Here is a 14,682-nt window from a genome sequence, read left to right on the forward strand (position 1 = left end):
TCGAGGATACTGAGCATGAGCAAGCCCCTTCAGGGTGAAATCGCACTGGTCACCGGCGCCAGCCGTGGCATCGGTGCGGCGATCGCCGACGCACTGGCCGCGCAGGGCGCGACCGTCATCGGCACCGCCACCACCGACTCCGGTGCAGCTGCCATCGGCGAGCGCCTGGCGGCGGTGGGCGGCCACGGCCGCGCGCTGAATGTGACCGACCCGGCCGCGCTGGACGCCGTGCTGGACGGCATCGCCAAGGAATTCGGTGCGATCACCATCCTGGTCAACAATGCCGGCATCACCCGCGACAACCTGCTGCTGCGCATGAAGGACGAGGACTGGCAGGCCATCCTCGACACCAACCTGACCAGCGTCTACCGCACCTCCAAGGCGGTCATCCGCGGCATGATGAAGGCGCGCAAGGGTCGCATCATCAACATCGCCTCGGTGATCGGCGTGACCGGCAATGCCGGCCAGGCCAACTACGCCGCGGCCAAGGCCGGCATCATTGCCTTCTCCAAGTCGCTGGCCAAGGAAATCGGCTCGCGCGGGATCACCGTCAACGTGGTGGCCCCGGGCTTCATCGACACCGACATGACCAAGGCCCTGCCCGAAGAGCAGCGCACCGGCCTGGTCAAGTCGATCGCGCTGGAACGCCTCGGCGAACCGGCAGACATCGCCAACGCGGTGGCGTTCCTGGCCGGTCCCTCGGCCAGCTACATCACCGGCGAAACCCTCCATGTGAACGGCGGCATGTACATGCCGTAAGCATGTGGTGCAGGGATTGCACCGCAAGTGGTTGATCCAAATGGGGTTTTGCAAAAATGCAAGGCACCTGCGGTTTCCACTACACTATCCAACGGCCATCGCCACAATGATGGCGTCACTTTTGAACCACTACTCCATCTGGAGCGATATCCAATGAGCACCATCGAAGAACGCGTCAAGAAAATCGTCGTCGAACAGCTTGGCGTCAAGGAAGAGGAAGTCACCAACAGCGCATCGTTCGTCGATGACCTGGGCGCCGACTCCCTGGACACCGTTGAACTGGTGATGGCGCTGGAAGAAGAATTCGAGTGCGAGATCCCGGACGAAGAAGCCGAAAAGATCAGCACCGTCCAGGCTGCGATCGACTACGTCAAGGCGCACGTCAAGGCGTGATGTCGGGCGGCTTGCGCGCGGTAGTGGTGCTTACCGCCACCGCGTGCAGTTATCCCATGGGGCCGCGCTTGCGGCCCTGTGTTTTTGTTCAGGAGAATCTGCAATGAAGCGTCGCGTCGTCGTTACCGGCATGGGCATGGTCTCGCCGTTGGGCAATGATATGGCCACCAGTTGGAAGGGCATCACCGAAGGCCGTTCCGGCATCGGTCCGCTGACCAACGTTTCGCAGTCCTACCTGGACCGTTTCACCACCAAGATCGCAGGTGAGGTCAGGGACTTCGACATCACCGCCGACAACGAACAGTTCGGCAAATTCCGGGTCAGCGGCAAGGATGCCAAGAAGATGGACCCGTTCATCCATTACGGCCTCGGTGCCGCCTTCATGGCCTTGAACGATTCGGGCCTGGAGATCACCGACGGCAACGCCGAGCGCGTTGGCGCCATCGTCGGCGCCGGCATCGGCGGCCTGCTCGGCATCGAAGAGCAGACCATCGAGTTCCACGAGGGCAAGAAGATCTCGCCCTTCTACGTGCCCAAGACCATCATCAACATGCTGCCGGGCCAGCTCAGCATCATCACCGGCCTGAAGGGTCCGTCGTTCTCGGCGGTGTCGGCCTGCGCCACTTCGAACCATTCCATCGGCACCGCGATGCGCATGATCCAGTACGGCGACGCGGACGTGATGGTGGTGGGCGGCGCCGAGCGCGGCTCCTCGCCGACGGCGCTGGGCGGCTTCTGCGCGATGAAGGCCATGAGCACCCGCAACGATGCCCCGGCCGAAGCGTCGCGCCCGTGGGACAAGGACCGCGACGGCTTCGTGCTCGGCGACGGTGCCGGCATCCTGATCCTCGAAGAATACGAACACGCCAAGGCGCGTGGCGCGAAGATCTACTGCGAGCTCGCCGGTTTCGGCGCCAGCTCCGACGCGTACCACATGACCGCGCCGAGCGAGAACGGCGAAGGCGCCGCGCGCTGCATGACCATGGCCCTGAAGGACGCAGGCGTGAGCCCGGAGCAGGTCGGTTACCTCAATGCGCACGGCACCTCCACCCCGCTGGGCGACCTGGGCGAGACCATGGCGATGAAGACCGCCTTCGGCGACCACGCCTACAAGATGATGGTCAGCTCCACCAAGTCGATGACCGGCCACCTGCTCGGCGCAGCCGGCGGCGTGGAAGCGATCTTCTCGGTGCTGGCGCTGCGCGACAACATCATTCCGCCGACCATCAACCTGCATGAAGCGGGCGAAGGCTGCGACCTGGACTACGTGCCCAACACTGCACGCGAGGCCAAGGTCGACGTGGTGATGTCGAACGGCTTCGGCTTCGGCGGCACCAACGGCACGCTGGTGTTCAAGCGGGTCTGAGCATGTCCGCGTAACCTGTTTCACCACCCGGGCCGCCTTCATGGGCGGCCTCGGTGCATCTGGGGCCGGGCCCCGCACTTCAACCTGCCGAATCCATCGCCATGTTCCAGACCCGTCCACTGCCCGCCACCACCGACCTTCCCGCGTTGCAGCGCGTGGCCCCGCAGCGCTACCCGCTGCTGATGGAGTCCACCGCCAGCAACAGCGCGCAGGGCCGCTGGGACCTGCTGCTGATGGCCAGCGGCCCGTCGCTGGCGCTGCAGGCCGATGGCGTGGTGCGCGACCACCACGGCAATGCCCACGCCGGGACCTTCCTGGAGGTGCTGGACCGGCACTGGCAGGCCGCACGCCTGCCGCGCGAGGAGACGGGTCTGCCATTCCGCGGCGGCTGGGCACTGATGCTCGACTACGAACTGGCCGGCCAGATTGAAACCGTACTGGCGCTGCACGCGCGCGCCGACGGCCTGCCTTCCGCACTCGCGCTGCGCTGTCCTGCCGCCGTACTGCACGACCGCGTGCTCGGCGAGTATCACGCCGTATGCGAGACCGGCTGCGAGGCCCTGCTGGACGTGCTGCAGGCCGACCTCGACGCCGCCGCCACGCAGGCGCCGCTGCCCGCGTGGCAGCCACCGGCGCAGATGGATGAAGACGCACCCACGCGCTTCACCGATGGCGTGCAGCGGGTCATCGACTACCTGCGCGCCGGCGACGTGTTCCAGGTCAACCTTTCGCGTCGCTGGCTGGCCCGGTTCGATGCCGACCTCTCGCCGCACGCGCTGTACGCCCAGTTGCGCGTGGCCAACCCGGCACCGTTCGCCGGCCTGTTCATCGCGCAGGGCAGGGCCGTGGTCAGCTCCTCGCCGGAGCGGCTGGTGAGCGTGCACGGCGACGACGTGCAGACGCGACCGATCGCCGGCACCCGCCCGCGTTTCGAAGGCGACGATGATGCCGAACGCATCCGCGAACTGGTCGGCCATCCGAAGGAGCGTGCCGAGCACGTGATGCTGATCGACCTGGAGCGCAACGACCTGGGCCGCATCTGCACCGCCGGCAGCGTGGAAGTGGACGAACTGATGAGCGTGGAAAGCTACGCCCACGTGCACCACATCGTGAGCAACGTGCGCGGCCGCCTGCGCGCGGGCGTGACCCCGGGCCAGGTGATTGCGGCGACGTTCCCGGGCGGCACCATCACCGGCTGCCCAAAGGTGCGCTGCATGCAGATCATCGCCGAGCTGGAACAGACCGCACGCGGCGCCTACACCGGCGCGTTCGGCTGGCTGAACCGCGACGGCGACCTGGACCTGAACATCCTGATCCGCACCGCCGAAGTCGCCGGCAATACCGCCGCGTTCCGCACCGGCGCCGGCATCGTGGTCGATTCGGACCCGGCCAAGGAGCTGGACGAGACCCGTGCCAAGGCCCGTGGCCTGATGCGCGCGCTCGGCCGCCCGGACTGAGCCAAGGTATGCTGTTCCCCGCGAAATGATCCACCCGGTAGAGCCACGCCCTGCGTGGCTGCACCACCCACACGAGGTATGCATGGCAGGCGTAAAACGAGGTTGTCTAACCATCCTGGCGATACTGCTGCTGGGCGCAGCGCTCCTGGCCGCCGCCGGCGCATGGTTCTGGCACTCCCAGCGTGGCTTCGCCGACGCCCCGATCACCCCGGCGCAGACCAGCGTCGTCATCGCCCCGGGCGACGGCCTCAGCACCGTCGTGCGCAAGCTGCGCGACGCCGGCGTGGATGAAGGCAACGACACCCAATGGCAGCTGCTCGCGCGCCAGCTCGACGCGGCCGGCAAGCTCAAGGTGGGCGAGTACGCCCTCGATGCGAAGCTCACCCCGCGCGAACTGCTCACCCGCATGCGCCAGGGCCGCACCCTGCAGCACCGCGTCACCATCGTTGAAGGCTGGAACATCCGTCAGCTGCGCGCCGCGCTGAAACGCGCCGAACCGCTCATCCACACTACCGATGACCTCGACGATGCCGCACTGATGAAGGCGCTCGGCTTCCCCGATCAGCATCCTGAAGGCCGCTTCCTGCCGGAAACCTACGTCTACCAGCGTGGCGACAAGGACGTGGACGTGCTCAAGCGCGCCCACGCCGCGATGGAAAAGGAACTGGCGGCTGCGTGGGAAAGCCGCGCCGACGACCTGCCGCTGAATTCCCCTTATGAACTGCTGATCCTGGCCTCGATCATTGAAAAGGAAACCGCGCTGCCCAGTGAGCGCCCGCAGATCGCCGGGGTGTTCGCCCGTCGTTTGAAAATGGGCATGCGCCTGCAGACAGACCCCACCGTCATTTACGGCATCGGCAGCAGTTACGACGGCAACATCCGCAAGCGCGACCTCACCACCGACACGCCGTACAACACCTATACCCGTGCCGGCCTCACCCCGACGCCGATCGCCATGCCCGGCCGCGACGCGCTGCAGGCCGCCGCACGCCCGGCCGCGGGCGACGCGCTGTACTTCGTAGCAGTGGGTGACGGCAGCGGCGCGCATGTGTTCTCGGCCAACTACACCGATCACACCACAGCCGTGGCCAAGTACCTGCAGCAGCTGCGCCAGCAGCGCGCCCAGCAACAGGTCGCACCGCAATGACTACCGCACTGTGCCGCCACCCGCACTTCATCAGCCTCGAAGGCGGGGAAGGGGCGGGCAAGACCACCGCGCTGAACGCCATCGTGGACGCACTGGCCGCACACGGTCACAACGTCCTGGTGACCCGCGAACCCGGCGGTACGCCGGTTGCCGAGCGCCTGCGCTCGATGGTGCTCACCCCCGACGCCGAGATCGCCGGCGAGACACTCAGCGCCGAAGCCGAACTGCTGCTGGTCTTTGCCGGCCGCGCCCAGCACGTGCGCAGCGTGATCCAGCCGGCCCTGGAGGAGGGCCACTACGTGCTGACCGACCGCTTCACCGATTCCAGCTACGCCTACCAGGGCGGCGGACGCGGGCTCGACCCGGCGTGGATCGCCGAGCTGGAGCGCCGCGCCGTGGGCCTGCAGCCGGGCCTGACCCTGCTGCTGGACGTGGACGTCGCAGTGGGGCGCGCCCGTGCCAGCGGCCGCGAGGAAGGCCCGGACCGGATCGAGCGCGAGCAGGACGATTTCTTCCAGCGCGTGCGCGCGGTGTTCCGCAAGCGCGCGGCGGCCGAGCCCGAGCGCTTCCGGCTCATCGATGCCAGCCAGGACCAGGCCGGCGTGGCCACCCAGGTCGTGACGGCCATCAATGCGTACCTCGGCAAGGAGGGTGGCAATGGCTGAGTTCTCCCCGTGGCAGCAGCGCGCCTATGACCAGACCATCGCCGCGCTCGACGCCGGCCGGCTCGGCCACGGCCTGCTGATCTGCGGCCCTGCCGGGCTGGGCAAGCGCGAGGTGGCGCTGCGCATGGCCACCCACGTGCTGACCCGTGGCGAGCCGGCCGCGGCCAAGCGCAGTGCCCAGCTGATCGCCGCCGGGACCCACCCGGACCTGCAGCTGGTCTCGTTCATTCCCAACAAGTCCGGCGACAAGCTGCGCACCGAGATCGTGATCGAACAGGTCCGCGAGATCTCGCAGAAGCTTGCGCTCACCCCGCAGTACGGCATCGCCCAGGTGGTGGTGGTGGACCCGGCCGACGCAATCAACCGCGCCGCCTGCAACGCCCTGCTCAAGACCCTGGAAGAGCCGCAGCCCGGCCGCTACCTGTGGCTGATCAGCAGCGACCCGGCGCGCCTGCCCGCCACCGTGCGCAGCCGCTGCCAGCGGCTGGAGTTCAAGCTGCCGCCGCGCGAGGAAAGCCTGGCCTGGCTGCAGGCCCAGGGCCACAGCGAGGCCAGCGCCCGTGAAGCGCTGGATGCCGCACGTGGGCATCCAGGGCTGGCCGACGACTGGCTGCGCAACGACGGCCTGGCCCTGCGCCGGCAGGTGGCCAGCGACCTGGAGGCGCTGGTGGCCGGGCGCTCCGGCGCGGTGGAACTGGCCCAGCGCTGGACCGCCGACGACCATGCGGCGCTGCGGCTGCGCCATGCTGCCGATCTCGCATTGGCCCAGGCCACCGGCGGTGGCTTGACCGATCCGGAACGATTGCACAAGCTGGGCGCCTGGTTCGACGCCGCCAACCGTACCCGCGATCTGTTGCGCACCACCGTGCGCGCCGACCTGGCGGTGGTGGAATTGTTGTTGGCCTGGAACAAGGTCAACGAGCGGCACGCAAAGGGGAATAGAGCATGAGCGCCACCAACGCCCGCCAGGGCATCCTGTCGCTGGCCGTCAAGGACAAAGCCGCGCTGTACAGCGCCTACATGCCGTTCGTGAAGAACGGCGGCATCTTCGTGCCCACGCCCAAGCGTTACTTCCTGGGCGACGAGGTGTTCCTGTTGCTGACCCTGCCGGACTCCAGCGAGCGCCTGCCGGTGGCCGGCAAAGTGGTCTGGGTGACCCCCGCAGGCGCGCAGGGCAACCGCGCGGCGGGCATCGGCGTGCAGCTGGCCGACGGCCAGGAAGGTGAGAACGTGCGCAACAAGATCGAGACCGCGCTGGCCGGCACCCTGAACTCGGACAAGCCCACGCACACGATGTGAAGAAATTCTTCGAAACCCGTTGACGTGAAAAAATGCTGCCCTATAATGAGCAGCTCAGCAGCATTGGGCGGTTAGCTCAGCGGTAGAGCATCGCCTTCACACGGCGAGGGTCGCAGGTTCGAAACCTGCACCGCCCACCACGATTCAAACAAGAAAGCCTCCGGAAACGGGGGCTTTTTTGCGTCTGGGCGGTGCGTGATGCAGGAAGCGCGCAGAAGGTTGCAATGACCAACGGGAGTTCTGTGCAGGCGCCCCGCAGTGCAGTATCCAGTTCAGGCAACGCACTGACTTTCGAAGGGAGGCACCGTGTTCGGACGCATTGGCAGTCTGTTGGTTCTTGGGTTCAGCAGCACCATCGCGCTGGCCGCCACGCCGGCATACACACCCAGCTTCCATCCAGACCAGTTGAAGGGCCCGCCGGTGGGGCCTCCCAACCAGGTGCTTGTACTGGGCTCGCCCCATCTGTCGGTGCTGCCCAAGACGTTTGCGCCCGATCAGTTGGAGCCAGTCTTGTCGCGGTTGGAAGCCTGGAAGCCCGACGTGATTGCAGTCGAGGCCGTCTCTGGCCTGCAGTGCGATTTCATGCGCCGCAATCCCGCTCGCTATGCCGAAAGCGTCGCAAGCTACTGCGCGGATACCGCTCCGGCACACGCGGCGACGGGGCTTGATGTCCCGGCGGCGAATGCCGAGGCCGAGCGGCTGCTGGCATCGTGGCCCGCTTCGCCGAGCGCGGCTGACCGTCGGCGGCTGGCCGCGGTATGGCTGGCGGCGGGGGAACGCAACTCCGCAGTGGTGCAGTGGTTGCGCCTGCCCGCGGGCGAACGGACTGCGACCGATGGTCTGACGCCGGATCTCGTGGCCTATCTGGACAAGCGTCTCCAGGGGCGTGACGAATCCGTTCTGATTGCCGCAACCCTCGCTGCGCGGCTGGGGCTGGAGCGGGTCTGGGCGGTAGACGATCACACCGCAGACTCATCCACGCCCAAGGCGCTTGAGAAGGCCTGGGGCGAGGCGATCATGAAGGCGTGGGACAACCCCTACACCAAGGCGCGAGCCGAGGCAGATGCGGCGCTCGAGGCCAATCTTGGAAAGCCCGGCGCCATGCTGGCGCTGTACCGCAACTACAACGCCCCGGAAGCCGCGCTGCAGGCTTTCCATAGCGACTTCGGCGCTGCGCTGATGGAACCGTCTCCGCAACATTTCGGACGCGGCTACGTGGGCTACTGGGAAACCCGCAACCTGCGCATGGTCGCCAATATCCGCGATGTGCTGGGACAGGCGCCCGGCAAGCGCATGCTGGCCATCGTCGGTGCCTCGCACAAGGGCTACTACGAGGCCTATCTCAATCAGATGCATGATGTGCAGCTGGTGGATGCCACAGAAGCACTTCGCTGAAGGCGGGGGCCAGATGCGACACGGCGTTAGGTAGGGCCAATTAAACTTTCAGAAATCGAAGAAAGAAACGATTTCCCCTTACTCCTTGCATGCTGCAGTGTGTCTCTCGAAATCTGGCAACGTCGATGAGAGAGTTCCATGTGCAGCATTTCAGGGCCGGAAGACACCTACAGGAAGCTGGTCCAGCAGACAGAGGGAAACTGGCTGCGCGGTCTCATCGCGTTTGCAATACTGGAGGAGCAGGAAGTCGAATGGATGCGACACATGGAGTCCACATCTGGCGCACTTCCAACAGGCGACCAGGTAAGACGCTGGTACCAGCATCAACCTGAGTCCGCGCTGCGTCGCGTTCAGGGCGCGGCAGAAGTGGTGCTGAACGAATACAGCGGCGCTCTCACGGAGTCGATTGAGAAAGGCTATCGAAAGGAAGTTATCGATAGGGTTGTTCTTTCGACGATTCGGTCCAGCAAAAAGTTCTGGCCGACGTTCATCGCCAACGTCGCCGCAGGGTGTGTGGCCGCGTTGCTATTTTCTTCATTGCTGGTGCTTTTGACGATAATCGTATTTCGCGATCCGTCCCCCATAGCGATGATCAGGCAGGTCCAGGAGATCTACGATGGCAAGCAATAGAATTGCGGAACTTGTAGCTGCGGCTGCAGCCGAACTGCTCAACGACCCATCCAGAAGCAAAGCGGCGATGACGGCCGCAGGGCTGGACATTACGCAGCGACGCACGATCACGGAGGACACGCCTGTGGTCCGGGCGGCGATCTTCCGGATTCTGCGGGATCCTGCAAGAAGCAAGGCGGCCATGACAAAGGCCGGACTCACCTTGACGGGTCGTCCCAAGAGCTGAGCCGTTCCAGCGGACGCAACTTCCTGGATGGCTGGCGCGAACGGTCGCGCCCTGTATTGCGAACAGTCCTGCTTCACAGCATCATCGGCCGAACGATTGAGCAGGTGAGCCCTGACGTGCGACGCGGAAATGGACGTTCCTTCGTACCCGGCCGGATATGTGCCTGGATGATGTTGGCCCTGGTCCCTGCGATGGCAGGTGCTGGCAACGCCGTCCTGGAGGACCATCTCCAGGTACTGCGTGTAGATGGCAGCCCACTGCAGGTCTATCTGCAGCGCCCATCCACACCGGACAAAGTGCCGCTGCTGGTCTACATCGACGGCTCCCTGTGCATTCCTTCGACCTACAACCAGAGCGTGGCATGGTTGCAGGGCCGGTTGCAGGGTAAGTCTCTATTTGCCTTGGCGGTGATCGAGAAGCCGGGCCCGACGGATCCGTCTCTCAACAAGGACGGAGACATCGAAATCGGGTCGGATTTCAGGTGCAGCGAGGAGTTTCGTCGGTACTACACCATCGAGCAGCGGGTGCTGGACCACCTGCGCGTGCTGCAGCATCTGGATCGAAACGCCCCGTGGTGGAACGGCGAGCTGCTGGTCTGGGGTTTCTCGGATGGCGGCCGTATTGGCGCGCAACTGGCCGCCTACTACCCGAAGACCCGCTCGGTCGCGCTGGTGGGATTCGGCGGTGGAACCACCATGGCCGATTCCATGGAGGCGATGATGTGCGCTGCGTCCGAAAAGCGGGCCGAGTGCCAGGCGACCACGCGAGCCCAGATGGACGAGATACGCAAGACGCCGGTGCCTACCCGAGACTGGATGGGGGAGTCCAACACCTACGCTGCGTGGGCGAGCCGCCTCGATGCCGTTGAAGCAAACGTGTTGCGCGATCTGGACGCCCCGCTGCTGGTGGTGCACGGTGAACGCGACGGCTCGGTGCCCGTGGCGTCAGCGCGGAGACTCGCCGAGCTGATGCAGGGTTCAGGCGTGGCCTTCCGGTACCTGGAGGTTGCGGCAATGCGCCACAGCCTTTGGGGGACGGCCACGGAGCAGGAAAGCGAAGCGCTGCACGAGGAAGTACTGGCTTGGCTGATCGGAGGCGCGGACGCAGCGGGTTGACACGGCCCGTACGAGTTGGGAGATTCGCGCCATGGACCTGATCCGCCTGCTGCGCTCCCTCGAAGAATTCCTGTACGAGCTGGTCGGCTGGCTGGTGTTCTATCCGCGTACGTTCTGGCGGATCATCTGTCGCCCCGCGCAGATGGCGATCTACACCCGGGAAGAGTTGGGCAAGCCGCTGGAGGCGCGGTTCCAGGCCACCATCAGCCCGGTGTTGATGCTGATCCTCACCGTCGCCCTGGCCCATGCGATGGAACTGGCCTCGCGCGCATCGATGCCCGCCCTGCAGTCGCCGGTGGGCCGCATCCTGTTCGGCAGCGAGGAAGGCATCATGCTGACCCGCTCGGCGATCTTCTGCGTGTACGCGCTGGGCGCCGCGCTGGGAACCTTGCGGCAGCAGAATATTCCGGTGACTCGCGAAACGCTGCGCGAGCCGTTTTCCATCCAGGCGTTCCTGGCCTGCCCGTTCGTGCTGGCGCTGGCGTTGGGCGAGCTGCTGCTGCGCTGGCCGGGCCATGCGTGGGTGGCGCCGGGGCTGGCGGTCCACGCGGTTGGCGTCCTCTGGTATCTGTGGGCGCGCGCTGCAGCCTATCGCGCGTTGAACACCGCGAGCTGGGCGAAGGCGTTCGGGCTGGTGCTGGGCTCGTTCGTGGTCACCACGGCCGTCGTGCTGGCGGTGGCGATGCTGGTGCTGGTGTAACCGGCTGGCGCGGTCTCACTCACCGCTCAACAGCAGCCGCGCCTGCGACTGCCAGCCACCGATGAACAGGTCCGGTCTGCCGTCGCCGTCCAGGTCGCCGCCTGCCATGCTCCAACTGCGGCCTACGGTTTCCGCGGGAATCACGGCCGCGCTGACATCGGAGAAGTTCCCCTTTCCGTCGTTCTGCCAGGCGCGGACCTGCAGCGGCTTGAAGCCCGGCACCTCGATGGCGCTTACCACCAGATCGGGGTGACCGTCCTGGTTGAAATCGACGACGGTGCCGCCCCAGCTGGAGAAGCGGTGCTTGGGCAGGCGCGCGGCGGTTTCATCCTTGAAGCGGGCGTCGCCCTGGTTGATCAACAGGCGGGTCTGCGGATCCTTGTCCCAGTCGCGGTTGTTGCTGGTCAGGTTGAAGAACACCAGGTCCAGCCGTCCGTCGCCGTTGGCATCCAGCGCGTGGACTTCGCGGGTCTCCATCGGAATCTGCCGGCCGAGCCGGTCGGTGGCGTCGCTGAAGCGGCCGTTGCCATCGTTCAACAACAGGCGGTTGACCGGATCCTGGCTGGCGATGGCCATGTCCAGGTCGCCGTCGCCGTCCAGATCGGCCAGCACGATGCCCTGCGCCTGCACATCGATGCGCGGCAGGTGCGTGCGCGTGGCGTCGATGAAATGGCCAGGACGCGCCGGGTCGTTCAACCACAGGAAGGGCTGTGCAACGCCGGTTTTTCCCTCGGTGGTGTTGCCGATGACGATATCGGGAAGGCCATCGCCATTCACATCGCCGACCTCCACGCCGTTGGCCTGGCTGGTAGCGGGCAGGCGCTCGCCCACGCGTCTGAATCCGCCCTTGCCGTCGCCGAAGTACAGCTGGTGCTGTTCGGTATCCTCTGCGATGAACAGCACATCCGGGTGACCGTCCCGGTCGAAATCGGCAACACGCACGTGTTCGTAGTCGCCGACGATCGTGCCGAATGCGCCAGGCGCGTGGCTGAGCCTGCCGGTGCCGTCGTTGAGGTACAACCGGTTGGCGCCGTTCTCCACCGCGACTGCCACGTCCAGGTCGCCATCGCCATCTGCATCCAGCATCGCTCCGTCCAGCGCATGCAGATCCGCATCGGTGGGTACATGGGTGGCGGTGACGTCGGTGAACACTTTGGTCGTCGATCCGGCTGGCGCAGCGCCAGTGCTGAACGACGCGCCGCACAGTGCAGCCAGCAGCAGGGACGAGGTAGTGGTTGGCATGGCGGTGGTCCTCCGTATCAGTCGACCGTGACCAGCTGCTGCTTGAAGCTGGGCCACAGCGCGAGTTTGTAGGTGACGCTGGTGATGCTTCGGCGCGGGTCGGTGGGATGCGGTCGCGAGGCGGTACTGGTCCTGCCCTGTCGCCACAGCCCGAACATGACGATCTCCGAACCCACCGGGAAAGACTGCAACCAGCCGGCATCCTCGTGACCGACGCTGACCTCGTAGAAATCCCTGCGATCGGCGACGTCGGTGCGTTGGTACTTCGGTGCGCAGTTCAGATACGTCGTCCCGATGGCTGCACCCGGCTGTGGCGAGCGGTGCGACCGTACCGTGCCCTGCAGGGCCATGGGCAGCTCGGTGGAGGTCGAGCCAAGCCGCTGCCAGGCGGCGTCGTAGCGATCCTGGTCGTAGAAAAAGCTGCTCCAGTCGACCCGCTTCTTGCCGAGGCGCAGGGTGAGCTGCGCCGCCAGCAGCGCGTCCTCCGCGCACATCGCGCGCAATGCCAGCAGCTCGGCGAGCGTGGCCAGTTGCCGCTGCAATGGCTGTGCAGGCGCGGGGCTGCCACGTTTCAGGCCCTGTTGCAGGACAAGTAACTGAAGCTCGTGTTTCCCGTCTTCCAGTGCGGGGAGGAACGTCGTGTCAGCGCCTGCGGCAAGGATCGACTGCAGGCGTGCGGGTGCGTCGTATCGGCAGCCAGCCTGGTGCGCTGCACCCCTGCTCAACGTGATGTAGGCAGGCAACAGCACAGGCAGATTACCGGTGGAGGTCGTGCTGCGCTCTGGAACGAACCGTACCGACGCGCCGCATCCGTCGCTGTCACAGAGCAGGGTGGGCAGGGTCTGCTTCGTGTCGTGGCGCTTCTGCAGGTCTTCGATGCGGTGCAGGGTGCCATGGGTGCCCACGGCGCGGCGCATCTTCAAATCGCGACTCATCGACGTTGATCAGCCCGGGAATGCCGGAAAGCGCTCATCGGGGTGGTGCTTCTTCCATTCGGTGTGGGCCACGGTGCCTTCCCAGGCCAGGAACGACTGCGGAACGCGGCCGCGACCGGACCAGGTTTCCTGGCTGTGCGGCAGCCAGTAACGCGGCGCCAGTTCCTGCTTTGGCGCTTTCGGCGCCCTCGCTGCCTTGGCTGCCGGGAGCGCGCCCTCGCGGCCTACCAGTGCCTGGATCCGGCGCTGCTGCTCTGGGCTGAAATCCGCGTAGCTGGTGCTGAGCAGCACGGTGACGCGTTCATACGCCTCCTTGGTGGCGGCCCGCAGCAGGGCGTGCGGGGAAGGGGAGGCGGACGGCGTGCGGGGCATGGGATTCCTGGAAGGGGAACAGACCGGGGCACCATAGCAAATGCAGGTGTGATCAATCTGCACGGATACCTCTTTCGGGTCATGCGCGTCACTCGGAACAGGTCCCCAATGGCAGGGGCTTGATCGAACGCGGGAGGCGACCGGTGCAGCTGCTCTACGCAACATTCCCGGACCGCACGCCCGGGGTCGGGCTGCTCCTGCTGCGGCTGATGCTGGCTTCGATGCTGGTCTGGCCGTGGGGCCTGCGCGAGACCCTGCCGACGGGCGACCTGCTCGGCTGGGGCTGGATGGCCGCGCTGCTGATCGTGCTGGGCAGCTTGCTGCCGCTGGGCATCCTGGCAGCGCTGTTCGTGGCCTGCCTGGATCCCGGCCTGCAGGGCTGGCCAACGGCGGGCCTGCTGGTCGGCCTGCTGCTGCTGGGGCCCGGCGCCTATTCGGTGGATGCGGTCCTGTTCGGCCGACGCGTGGTGGAACTGCCGGCGTCGCAGCGCGGGCGTCGGATCCGGCCAGACCGGGGCGATCACCCGAAAGAGTAGGCGGGTACCCCGCCGATCGGGGCTGTGGCCGCGTGCGGTCCGGGGGCAGCATACAGGCCAACTCCGGCGAGGTTTCCCCCTGTGCACGCCACCCCAGCGGCACGCGCGGTCGAGCGCGGTGTGGACTACATTGAAGCCAATCTCTCCGAGCCATTGCAGCTCAGCGCGATTGCCGAAGCCGCCTGCATGAGCCGCTTCCACTTCGCGCGCATGTTCCGCGAGCAGACCGGGCTCAGCCCGATGGAGTACCTGCGCATGCGCCGGATCGAGCGTGCCCGGCAGCTGCTGCGTGCCGACGGCCAGCGCATCGGGCAGATCGCCAGCGAGCTGGGCTTCTACGACCAGAGCCATTTCGTCCGCTGGTTCCGGCGCAGCCTGGGATGCACGCCGTCGGCGTACCTGCAGGACGCCCGCGCCGACCGCCCCTGCCAGTAAAGCGTTTTTG

General features: G+C 66.2%; 18 protein-coding genes and 1 tRNA gene. 16 read left to right on the top strand and 3 right to left on the bottom strand.

What is annotated here, in order from left to right:
- Positions 1 to 15 precede the first annotated feature (15 nt).
- From fabG to HGB51_RS11575, 14 genes are all read left to right on the top strand, one after another.
- Positions 16 to 759 carry a 3-oxoacyl-ACP reductase FabG gene (gene fabG, locus HGB51_RS11510; protein ID WP_070207938.1) on the top strand — a complete coding sequence of 248 codons (744 nt, stop codon included), beginning with the start codon at positions 16 to 18 and terminating at the stop codon, positions 757 to 759.
- A gap of 153 nt (positions 760 to 912) precedes the next feature.
- Positions 913 to 1,152 carry an acyl carrier protein gene (acpP, locus tag HGB51_RS11515; RefSeq protein ID WP_005408313.1) on the top strand — a complete coding sequence of 80 codons (240 nt, stop codon included), beginning with the start codon at positions 913 to 915 and terminating at the stop codon, positions 1,150 to 1,152.
- 103 nt (positions 1,153 to 1,255) lie between these two features.
- A complete protein-coding gene (gene fabF / locus HGB51_RS11520) occupies positions 1,256 to 2,518 on the top strand; it encodes a beta-ketoacyl-ACP synthase II (protein ID WP_070207937.1) in 1,263 nt (420 codons plus the stop codon).
- A gap of 101 nt (positions 2,519 to 2,619) precedes the next feature.
- On the top strand, positions 2,620 to 3,975 hold the full coding sequence (locus HGB51_RS11525; RefSeq protein ID WP_070207936.1) for an aminodeoxychorismate synthase component I: 1,356 nt from the start codon (positions 2,620 to 2,622) through the stop codon (positions 3,973 to 3,975).
- Between the two features lie 82 nt (positions 3,976 to 4,057).
- Positions 4,058 to 5,122, top strand: a complete 1,065-nt coding sequence (gene mltG, locus HGB51_RS11530; protein WP_171966835.1) for an endolytic transglycosylase MltG — start codon at positions 4,058 to 4,060, stop codon at positions 5,120 to 5,122.
- A complete protein-coding gene (gene tmk / locus HGB51_RS11535; protein WP_070208347.1) occupies positions 5,119 to 5,787 on the top strand; it encodes a dTMP kinase in 669 nt (222 codons plus the stop codon). The genes mltG and tmk overlap by 4 nt, the downstream gene beginning before the upstream one ends.
- Positions 5,780 to 6,736: a DNA polymerase III subunit delta' gene (locus HGB51_RS11540; protein WP_070208346.1), complete on the top strand. Its 957-nt coding sequence runs from the start codon at positions 5,780 to 5,782 to the stop codon at positions 6,734 to 6,736. The genes tmk and HGB51_RS11540 overlap by 8 nt, the downstream gene beginning before the upstream one ends.
- Positions 6,733 to 7,086, top strand: coding sequence for a PilZ domain-containing protein (locus HGB51_RS11545; protein ID WP_070208345.1), 354 nt, complete (start codon positions 6,733 to 6,735; stop codon positions 7,084 to 7,086). The genes HGB51_RS11540 and HGB51_RS11545 overlap by 4 nt, the downstream gene beginning before the upstream one ends.
- Before the next feature lie 65 nt (positions 7,087 to 7,151).
- Positions 7,152 to 7,226, top strand: a tRNA-Val gene (locus HGB51_RS11550).
- A 166-nt stretch (positions 7,227 to 7,392) separates the two neighbouring features.
- The gene (locus HGB51_RS11555) at positions 7,393 to 8,481 is read left to right on the top strand and encodes a DUF5694 domain-containing protein (protein ID WP_070208344.1); all 1,089 of its coding nucleotides are present in this window, start codon (positions 7,393 to 7,395) and stop codon (positions 8,479 to 8,481) included.
- Between the two features lie 138 nt (positions 8,482 to 8,619).
- Positions 8,620 to 9,111: a hypothetical protein gene (locus HGB51_RS11560; RefSeq protein ID WP_070208343.1), complete on the top strand. Its 492-nt coding sequence runs from the start codon at positions 8,620 to 8,622 to the stop codon at positions 9,109 to 9,111.
- Positions 9,098 to 9,337 (top strand): hypothetical protein, encoded by a 240-nt coding sequence (locus HGB51_RS11565; RefSeq protein ID WP_141739159.1) that lies wholly within the window; start codon positions 9,098 to 9,100, stop codon positions 9,335 to 9,337. The genes HGB51_RS11560 and HGB51_RS11565 overlap by 14 nt, the downstream gene beginning before the upstream one ends.
- A gap of 167 nt (positions 9,338 to 9,504) precedes the next feature.
- Positions 9,505 to 10,452 carry an alpha/beta hydrolase family protein gene (locus HGB51_RS20320; protein WP_070208342.1) on the top strand — a complete coding sequence of 316 codons (948 nt, stop codon included), beginning with the start codon at positions 9,505 to 9,507 and terminating at the stop codon, positions 10,450 to 10,452.
- Between the two features lie 31 nt (positions 10,453 to 10,483).
- Positions 10,484 to 11,152: a hypothetical protein gene (locus HGB51_RS11575; RefSeq protein WP_070208341.1), complete on the top strand. Its 669-nt coding sequence runs from the start codon at positions 10,484 to 10,486 to the stop codon at positions 11,150 to 11,152.
- Between the two features lie 15 nt (positions 11,153 to 11,167).
- On the opposite strand, the gene HGB51_RS11580 is transcribed toward HGB51_RS11575, so the two are convergent.
- From HGB51_RS11580 to HGB51_RS11590, 3 genes are read right to left on the bottom strand one after another with little or no spacing between them, the layout of a single operon-like run.
- On the bottom strand, positions 11,168 to 12,394 hold the full coding sequence (locus HGB51_RS11580) for an FG-GAP repeat domain-containing protein (protein ID WP_070208340.1): 1,227 nt from the start codon (positions 12,392 to 12,394) through the stop codon (positions 11,168 to 11,170).
- Positions 12,395 to 12,411: 17 nt separating this feature from the next.
- Complete coding sequence (locus HGB51_RS11585) at positions 12,412 to 13,329, bottom strand: hypothetical protein (protein ID WP_070208339.1); 918 nt, start codon at positions 13,327 to 13,329, stop codon at positions 12,412 to 12,414.
- Positions 13,330 to 13,338: 9 nt separating this feature from the next.
- Entirely contained in the window at positions 13,339 to 13,701 is a 363-nt protein-coding gene (locus HGB51_RS11590; RefSeq protein WP_070208338.1) for an H-NS family nucleoid-associated regulatory protein, read from the bottom strand.
- 143 nt (positions 13,702 to 13,844) lie between these two features.
- Here HGB51_RS11590 and HGB51_RS11595 point away from each other — a divergent pair, with 143 nt between their 5' ends.
- Together HGB51_RS11595 and HGB51_RS11600 are read left to right on the top strand one after the other, a co-directional pair.
- On the top strand, positions 13,845 to 14,237 hold the full coding sequence (locus HGB51_RS11595; protein ID WP_070208337.1) for a hypothetical protein: 393 nt from the start codon (positions 13,845 to 13,847) through the stop codon (positions 14,235 to 14,237).
- Between the two features lie 81 nt (positions 14,238 to 14,318).
- Complete coding sequence (locus HGB51_RS11600; RefSeq protein WP_070208336.1) at positions 14,319 to 14,672, top strand: helix-turn-helix transcriptional regulator; 354 nt, start codon at positions 14,319 to 14,321, stop codon at positions 14,670 to 14,672.
- Positions 14,673 to 14,682 lie beyond the last annotated feature (10 nt).

The organism is Stenotrophomonas bentonitica, assembly GCF_013185915.1.
In the GTDB taxonomy this organism is placed as follows: Bacteria; Pseudomonadota; Gammaproteobacteria; order Xanthomonadales; family Xanthomonadaceae; genus Stenotrophomonas; species Stenotrophomonas bentonitica.

Coding starts and splice junctions, on each gene's coding strand:
- fabG (WP_070207938.1), top strand. CDS start 16: ATGAGCAAGCCCCTTCAGGGTGAAATCGCACTGGTCACCGGCGCCAGC.
- acpP (WP_005408313.1), top strand. CDS start 913: ATGAGCACCATCGAAGAACGCGTCAAGAAAATCGTCGTCGAACAGCTT.
- fabF (WP_070207937.1), top strand. CDS start 1,256: ATGAAGCGTCGCGTCGTCGTTACCGGCATGGGCATGGTCTCGCCGTTG.
- HGB51_RS11525 (WP_070207936.1), top strand. CDS start 2,620: ATGTTCCAGACCCGTCCACTGCCCGCCACCACCGACCTTCCCGCGTTG.
- mltG (WP_171966835.1), top strand. CDS start 4,058: ATGGCAGGCGTAAAACGAGGTTGTCTAACCATCCTGGCGATACTGCTG.
- tmk (WP_070208347.1), top strand. CDS start 5,119: ATGACTACCGCACTGTGCCGCCACCCGCACTTCATCAGCCTCGAAGGC.
- HGB51_RS11540 (WP_070208346.1), top strand. CDS start 5,780: ATGGCTGAGTTCTCCCCGTGGCAGCAGCGCGCCTATGACCAGACCATC.
- HGB51_RS11545 (WP_070208345.1), top strand. CDS start 6,733: ATGAGCGCCACCAACGCCCGCCAGGGCATCCTGTCGCTGGCCGTCAAG.
- HGB51_RS11560 (WP_070208343.1), top strand. CDS start 8,620: ATGTGCAGCATTTCAGGGCCGGAAGACACCTACAGGAAGCTGGTCCAG.
- HGB51_RS11565 (WP_141739159.1), top strand. CDS start 9,098: ATGGCAAGCAATAGAATTGCGGAACTTGTAGCTGCGGCTGCAGCCGAA.
- HGB51_RS20320 (WP_070208342.1), top strand. CDS start 9,505: ATGATGTTGGCCCTGGTCCCTGCGATGGCAGGTGCTGGCAACGCCGTC.
- HGB51_RS11575 (WP_070208341.1), top strand. CDS start 10,484: ATGGACCTGATCCGCCTGCTGCGCTCCCTCGAAGAATTCCTGTACGAG.
- HGB51_RS11580 (WP_070208340.1), bottom strand. CDS start 12,394: ATGCCAACCACTACCTCGTCCCTGCTGCTGGCTGCACTGTGCGGCGCG.
- HGB51_RS11585 (WP_070208339.1), bottom strand. CDS start 13,329: ATGAGTCGCGATTTGAAGATGCGCCGCGCCGTGGGCACCCATGGCACC.
- HGB51_RS11590 (WP_070208338.1), bottom strand. CDS start 13,701: ATGCCCCGCACGCCGTCCGCCTCCCCTTCCCCGCACGCCCTGCTGCGG.